6 protein-coding genes and 2 pseudogenes are annotated in these 6,772 nt (G+C 75.5%); 4 read left to right on the plus strand and 4 right to left on the minus strand.

Going from position 1 to position 6,772, the window contains the following annotated elements; all coding sequences use genetic code 11:
* A partial coding sequence (locus tag DLJ47_RS29615; protein WP_109904895.1) for a Type 1 glutamine amidotransferase-like domain-containing protein occupies positions 1-689 on the minus strand: 689 nt, incomplete at its 3' end.
* Between the two features lie 88 nt (positions 690-777).
* Positions 778-1,281: a MarR family winged helix-turn-helix transcriptional regulator gene (locus DLJ47_RS29620; protein ID WP_233258084.1), complete on the minus strand. Its 504-nt coding sequence runs from the start codon at positions 1,279-1,281 to the stop codon at positions 778-780.
* 95 nt (positions 1,282-1,376) lie between these two features.
* Here DLJ47_RS29620 and DLJ47_RS37240 point away from each other — a divergent pair.
* Positions 1,377-2,147, plus strand: a pseudogene (locus tag DLJ47_RS37240) (EamA family transporter); the annotation flags it as partial.
* A 254-nt stretch (positions 2,148-2,401) separates the two neighbouring features.
* On the opposite strand, the pseudogene DLJ47_RS37245 reads toward DLJ47_RS37240, so the two are convergent.
* Both DLJ47_RS37245 and DLJ47_RS29630 read right to left on the minus strand, forming a co-directional pair.
* Positions 2,402-2,854 (minus strand): annotated as a pseudogene (locus DLJ47_RS37245) (hypothetical protein); the annotation flags it as partial.
* Positions 2,855-2,950: 96 nt separating this feature from the next.
* Positions 2,951-3,343 carry a winged helix-turn-helix transcriptional regulator gene (locus DLJ47_RS29630; protein WP_109904907.1) on the minus strand — a complete coding sequence of 131 codons (393 nt, stop codon included), beginning with the start codon at positions 3,341-3,343 and terminating at the stop codon, positions 2,951-2,953.
* Positions 3,344-3,407: 64 nt separating this feature from the next.
* On the opposite strand from DLJ47_RS29630, the gene DLJ47_RS29635 reads away from it, so the two are divergent.
* From DLJ47_RS29635 to DLJ47_RS29645, 3 genes are all read left to right on the plus strand, one after another.
* Positions 3,408-4,307 carry an LLM class flavin-dependent oxidoreductase gene (locus DLJ47_RS29635; RefSeq protein ID WP_158289909.1) on the plus strand — a complete coding sequence of 300 codons (900 nt, stop codon included), beginning with the start codon at positions 3,408-3,410 and terminating at the stop codon, positions 4,305-4,307.
* Positions 4,304-5,653: an FAD-binding oxidoreductase gene (locus tag DLJ47_RS29640; protein WP_109904901.1), complete on the plus strand. Its 1,350-nt coding sequence runs from the start codon at positions 4,304-4,306 to the stop codon at positions 5,651-5,653. The genes DLJ47_RS29635 and DLJ47_RS29640 overlap by 4 nt, the downstream gene beginning before the upstream one ends.
* Positions 5,654-5,742: 89 nt before the next feature.
* A partial coding sequence (locus DLJ47_RS29645) for a bifunctional transcriptional activator/DNA repair enzyme AdaA (RefSeq protein WP_109904903.1) occupies positions 5,743-6,772 on the plus strand: 1,030 nt, incomplete at its 3' end.

The raw sequence follows: 6,772 nt of genomic DNA on the forward strand, positions 1-6,772 counted from the left end.
TCGGGGCTGCGGGTGACCTCGTACGCCGAGACGCCGGGGCGGTCGGCGACCGCCTCGACCAGCTTCTCGCCCCGGTAGAGCAGCCCGGTGCCGTCGTCGGTGCAGTGCGCGGTCGGCAGCGTGCCGTCGCCGACCAGCCGGTGCATCAGCGGCCGGCGCTGCTCCTCGCTGTCGTAGTGCACGCCGTTGCCGTACGGCAGCCAGCCCAGGCCGTCGGTGAAGCCGCGCAGGTCGGTGCCGAAGCTGTCGGTGGCGCCGCCGACGTGCCAGCAGATCGAGCCGGCGGAGACGCCGCCGAGCACCACCCCCGCCGCCCAGCACTCGCGCAGGATCTCGCCGAGGCCGTGCACCCGCCAGACCGCGCAGAGGTTGGCGACGCTGCCGCCGCCCACCCAGATCACGTCCTGGCCGAGCAGGTGGGCGCGGATGTCGTCGGAGTTCGGCATCGGGAACAGCGCCAGGTGCGACATCCGGAACCGGCTGCCGGCGAACGCCTCGTAGACCCGGGTCAGCGTGCTGGGCTGGTCGCCCTCGGCCTGGTTGAGGAAGCAGATCTTCGGCTGCGGCCCGGCGCCGGCCAACTCGGCGGCCAGGTCGAAGACCGGGTTGACCCGGCGCGGCTCGCCGTCCCGGCGCGGCGCGTAGATGCCCATGCTGGTGGCGAGGATGGTCGGTTCGCTGGCGGGCACGGGTCGTCCTTCCGTCGAGGGCTGGCGCTGCCCATCCTGCCCGAACCGGCGGTCCCGGCGACCGCCGGGCGCGGTGTCCGCGCGTCGGTCACCGCTCCCGCTCGGTGATCGCGCCGAGCAGCGTACGCAGCAAATCGGCGAGGCGGTCCTGGTCCTCGGGCGGCAGCGCGTCGAGCAAGCGCCGCTGCACGGCCAGCCCCGCCTCGGCGGCCTCCTCGACCAGTTTCCGCCCGTTGGGGGTGAGCGTGATCTGGAGCCCGCGCCGGTCGGCCGGGTCGGGTGAGCGGCGGACCAGACCGGCCCGCTCCAGCCGGTCCAACCGGCCCGTCATCCCGCCCGAGGTGAGCATCATCGAGGCGGCGAGCTGCTTCGGCGCCAGCGTGTACGGCTCACCGGAGCGCCGCAGCGTGGCCAGCACGTCGAACTCGCCCCGGCTGATCGACCAGCGCGCGTAGGTGCGTTCCTGCTCGTCGCCGACCAGGCGCGCGATCCGGTAGATGCGGCCGAAGACCGCCATCGGCTCGGGCCGCATCCCGGGCCGCTCGCGCCGCCACTGCTCGACGATTCCGTCCACGTCATCCCGCTGCGCCACTCCCGGATTGTGCCGCACGCCGCCCTTCCCCTTTCGCTTGGGCTCAAGTAGCTTAGCTCTAAGCTATTTACCTCCAAGCTATCTCGGGAGCACCGATGGACCGCCGCTGGGCCGACCCCCTGCTCACCGCCGTCACGCCGATCACCTGGGGCACCACGTACCTGGTCACCAGCGAGCTGCTGCCGCCCGGCCAACCGCTCTGGTCCGGCGTGATCCGGGCCCTCCCGGCCGGCCTGCTGCTGCTCGCGCTCACCCGACACCGCCCGCACGGCGCGTGGTGGTGGCGGTCGGCGGTACTCGGCGCGCTGAACATCGGGGCGTTCTTCCCGCTGCTCTTCTACGCCGCCTACCACCTGCCCGGCGGCACCGCCGCGGTGCTCGGCGCCACCCAGCCGCTGCTGGTCGCCGGGCTGACCGTGCTGCTGCTCGGCGAGCGCCCCCGGCCCCGGGCCCTGGCCGCCGCGGTGGCGGCGCTGGTCGGGGTGACCCTGGTGGTGCTGCGCCCGACCGCCGGGCTCGACCCGGCCGGCGTCGCCGCCGGGCTGACCGGCACCGCCGCGATGGGCACCGGCCTGGTGCTGACCCGCCGCTGGGGCCGACCGCCCGGCGTCGGCACGCTGACCGCCACCGGCTGGCAGCTCACCGCCGGCGGGCTGATGGTGGTGCCGCTGGCCCTGGCCGTCGAGGGGCGGCCGCCGACGCCCGACCTGGCCGGCCTCGCCGGGTACGCCTGGCTGACCCTGGCCGGCACGGCGCTGGCCTACGCGCTGTGGTTCCGCGGCGCCGCCCGGCTGCCGGTCACCCAGGTCTCGCTGCTCGGGGCGCTCAGCCCGCTGACCGCCGCGGTGCTCGGCTGGGTCGTGCTCGGCCAGGCGATGACCGGGTGGCAACTGGCCGGGTTCGCGGTGGCGGTGGGCGCGACCGTGGTCGGGCAGCTGCCGGCCCGACCCGTCGACCGAACCCGTCAGTCCCGGTGGGCCGGACCGGGCTGGCGAGGGATCATCGCCGCGATCCGCCCAGCGGCGTCCGACCTGGGCCGCGACGTGGTCGGCGCGGGCGGCGCGGGCGGTGCGAACGGCTCGGCCGCGGGTGGCCCGCCGGTCGCCGGCCGGCTTACCGGCAGCTCCTCGGGCGCGAGCGAGCCCGGCGGCAGCTCGCCGGCCGCGACCAGGGGCAGCGCGAAGCGGGCGTCGGCGGCCGGGCCGGCCGCGTACGACTCGCGGAGCATCCAGCGCACCTCGTCGGCCGTCCAGCCGAGCCGCGAGCGGCCGGCGATCTCGCGGAGCAGGCGCAGCCCCACCCGGGTGTCGTCGTCGTAGAACCGCATGCACCAGTGGTGCACCCACATGCCGAGCGCGCGGAGCCCCGGGGCGTCGAGCGAGCGGACCAGCCGGCCGCAGGCGGTGTCGCCGAAGGCGCGGCCCGGGTCGCCGGCCCCGTCCCGCTCGATGGCGCCGACCGCGGCCGGGGCGACCGCGCGCATCCGGTCGTAGAAGCCCTGCACCACCGCCCGGTCCAGCGGGGGGTGCCCGTCCCGTGTCGACGCCGCTTCCCGACCCGCCACGCTCGCCATCGCTCGCACCCCTTCTTGAGTTGGTGCCGGGACGGTACCGACCACAACCGACAGTTTCGGCGGCCGACGGCGCCCGACGCCGCCACCGCCGGCCGGTCACCGGCCGCCGTCGCCAGCCCCGGGCGGGCGGCCGGACACCCGCCCACGGTGCCGGTGGCCCCAGTCGACCAGGGGTTGCAGCACCCTCATCAGCTCGGCGCCGTCGCGGGTCGGGGCGTAGCGGATCTGCACCGGGGACGTCGGGATCACGGTGCGCTCGATGAGCCCGTCGGCCTCCAACTCCTTGAGCCGCTGGGCGAGCAGTCGGTCGGAGATCCCGGTCACCGCCACCCGGTACTCGCCGAACCGACGGGCGCCGCGGGCCGCGGCCAGCAGGATCGCCCCGGTCCACCGGCGACCGACCAGTTCCAGCGCGTCCTGGAAGACCCGGCAGCCCGCGTCGTCGATGTCCTGGTACGCCCGACTGATGGGCGGTGGTCGATCAGTCACTTATCAAAGATTAGTAACTAACCTGGGGTTTGGCAAGCCGATCGGACCCGCGCAGCCTGGGGTCATGACCGACTACCAGCAGCCGCTGACGTTCGGGGTGAGCCTCGATCCGTCAGTCGACAAACTACCCGAAACCCGACAGCTGGCCCGGGCGGCCGTCGCCGGCGGACTGGACTACCTGGCCGTCCAGGACCACGCCTACCAGCCCAGCTACTTCGACACCTGGACCCTGATCAGCCACCTGGCCGCCGAGACCGACCGGATCTCGTTCCTCACCGACGTGGCCGACCTGCAACTGCGCCCGCCGACCATGCTCGCCAAGTCGGCCGCCTCGCTGAGCGTGCTGACCGGCGGCCGGGTGGTCCTCGGCGTCGGCGGCGGGCCGAGCCCGGACGCCATCGCCGCGATGGGCGGACCCCGGCGCGGCGGCCCGGCCACCGTGGCGTACACCGCCGAGGCGCTGCAGATCATGCGGCGGGCGCTGGCCGGCGACGCGGTGCGCTTCCGCGGCGAGCAGCACACCGTCGAGGGCTACCAGGCCGGGCCGGTGCCACCGGGCCCGGTGCCGCTCTGGCTGGGTGGCCAGCGACCACGCATGCTCAGCGTCGCCGGCCGGTACGCCGACGGGTGGATCTCACCGCTGAACATCTACGTGCCGCCGGCCGAGGTACCGGCCCGCCAGCGGGTCATCGACGAGGCGGCCCGGGCCGCCGGTCGGGACCCGGCGTCGATCCGGCGGATCTACAACGTCATCGGTGCCATCGGTCCGTACCGGGGCGCCACCGGCCTGGTCGGCGATGTCCGGGTCTGGGTGGACACGCTCACCCGGTGGGCGGTCGACCTCGGCTTCGACACGTTCGTCTTCTGGCCGGTCACGGCCCACCGGGCCCAGCTCGAGGTGTTCGCCGCGCAGGTGGTGCCGGCCGTCCGCGAGCAGGTACGACAGATCAGGGGGCAGCGATGAACCAGTTGCGGGCCAACCTGCCGGAGCAGCTGACCGGCAAGCTCGTCACGCCCGGCGACCGGCGGTACGCGATGCTCCGCTCGACGTACACCACCCGGGCCAACCCGGCGGCCGTGCTGCTGCCGGAGACCACCGCGGAGGTGGTCGCCGCCGTCCGCCACGCCCGCGAGCAGGGGCTGCCGGTCGCGGTCCGCAGCGGCGGCCACGGCCTGTCCGGCTCCGCCAGCAACGACGGCGGGGTGGTCATCGACCTGTCCGCGCTGAACCGGGTCGAGGTGCTCGACCGGCGTACCCGGCTGGTCCGGGTCGAGGCCGGCGCGCGCTGGGCGCAGGTCGCCCAGACGCTGACCCGGTACGGGCTGGCGATCAGCTCCGGCGACCACGGCAACGTGGGCGTCGGCGGGCTGGCCACCGGCGGCGGCGTCGGCTGGCTGGTGCGCTCGTACGGGCTCACCATCGACCACGTCCGCGCGGTCGAGGTGGTGCTGGCCGACGGGACGGTGCTGCGCGCGGACGCGGAGCACGAGCCGGAACTGTTCTGGGCGGTGCGGGGCGCCGGCGCGGGCGTCGGCATCGTGGTGGCCTTCGAGATCGAAGCGGCCGAGATCCGCACCGTCGGGGTGGCCCAGCTCGCCGTCGAGGCGAGCCCGGACGGCAGCACGTTGCGGGAGTGGGCGGCCCGCCTGGCCGAGGCGCCGCGGGAACTCAGCACGGCGGCGGTGCTGTTCCCGTACGGGTCGTCGGCGGTCATGCAGCTCACCGCCGTGGTCGCGGCGGAGAGCATGCGCCGCGTCCGGCCCGCCGTGGCTCCGCTGTTGGAGATCGGCAAGCTGCTGGAGCACCGCAGCGACCTGGTGCCGTACGCCGCCCTGGTGCCGCCGGCGCACCTGCACCCGAACGTGGGCCAGCAGCCGTCGCTCACCACCAACGGGCTGCTGCCCGAGCTGGACGAGGACAGCGCCCGGGCGGTGATGCGGGCGGTGACCGGCCCGCACCGGGCCCTGGTGCAGCTGCGGTCGGTCGGCGGCGCGGTCACCGACGTCGCCCCGGAGGCGACCGCGTACCCGCACCGGCACCAGAGCACGCTAGTGGTCGCCTCGGTCTTCCCGCCGCAGGGCGGGGCGGCGCTCGACGCTGCCTTCCGGGACGTCGCCCGGCACACCGACGGGGCGTACGTGAACTTCGAGTCCCGGCCGGACCGCGCCGCGTTCGACCGGATCTACCCGGGCGAGACCGGCCGCCGGGTGGCCCGGGCGTGGCGCCGCTACGACCCGGACGGCCTGTTCCGGCCGGCCCTGCTCACCGAACGACCCGGTCGGAACGAGCGGCCCGGTCGGCGCCGCTGACCCGGCGTCGCTGACCGGGCCGGGCCAGCCGCACGGCCGTGTCCGATTCCCGCGAGCCACCGGCCGCGAGCAGGAGCATCATCGGTGTCGTGGAATTGGACTTCGAACGGTGCTACCGGGCCGTCGACAGCCGCGACCAGCGGTTCGACGGGTGGTTCTACACCGGGGTGACCTCGACCGGGATCTACTGCCGGCCGTCCTGCCCGGCGATGACGCCGAAGCGGCAGAACGTCCGGTTCTTCCCGTCCGCCGCGGCGGCCCAGGGCGCCGGGCTGCGCGCCTGCCGCCGATGCCGGCCGGACGCGGCACCCGGCTCGCCGCAGTGGGACGTCCGCGCCGACGTGGTGGGCCGGGCGATGCGGCTGATCGCCGACGGGGTGGTGGACCGGGAGGGCGTGCCGGGGCTGGCCGCCCGGCTCGGTTACACCGAGCGGCACCTGCACCGGATGCTGCGTACGGAAATGGGCGCCGGGCCGCTCGCCCTGGCCCGGGCGCAGCGCGCGCAGACCGCCCGCACCCTGATCGAGACCACCGACCTCGGCCTGGCCGAGGTCGCGTTCGCGGCCGGGTTCGGCAGCGTACGGCAGTTCAACGACACGGTCCGCGAGGTGTACGGGGTGCCTCCGTCCGAGTTGCGAGCCGCCCGGCGGCGGCCGGCGCCGGGCGGGGCGGGCACGATCACGCTGCGGCTGGCGTACCGCCCGCCGTTGCACGCCCGCGCGCTGCTGGACTTCCTCGCGCTGCGCGCGCTGCCGGGCATGGAGGAGGTGCGCGACGGCACCTATCGGCGCGGCCTGCGGCTGCCGCACGGCACCGGCGAGGTGGCGCTCACCCCGGCCGACGGGCACGTGTCGGCGACGCTGCGGCTGACCGACATGCGCGACCTGGCGCCGGCGGTGGCCCGCTGCCGCCGCCTGCTCGACCTCGACGCCGATCCCGCCGCCGTCGACCAGACGCTGGCCGCCGACCCGGCGCTGGCCCCGGTGGTCGCCGGCGAACCGGGGATCCGTCTCCCCCGCTCGGTCGACGGCTTCGAGATGGCCGTCCGCGCCATCGTCGGCCAGCAGGTCTCGGTCACCTCCGCCCGCACCACCCTCACCCGCCTCCTCACCCACACCC

Source organism: Micromonospora sp. S4605 (assembly GCF_003176715.1).
GTDB lineage: Bacteria > Actinomycetota > Actinomycetes > Mycobacteriales > Micromonosporaceae > Micromonospora > Micromonospora echinaurantiaca.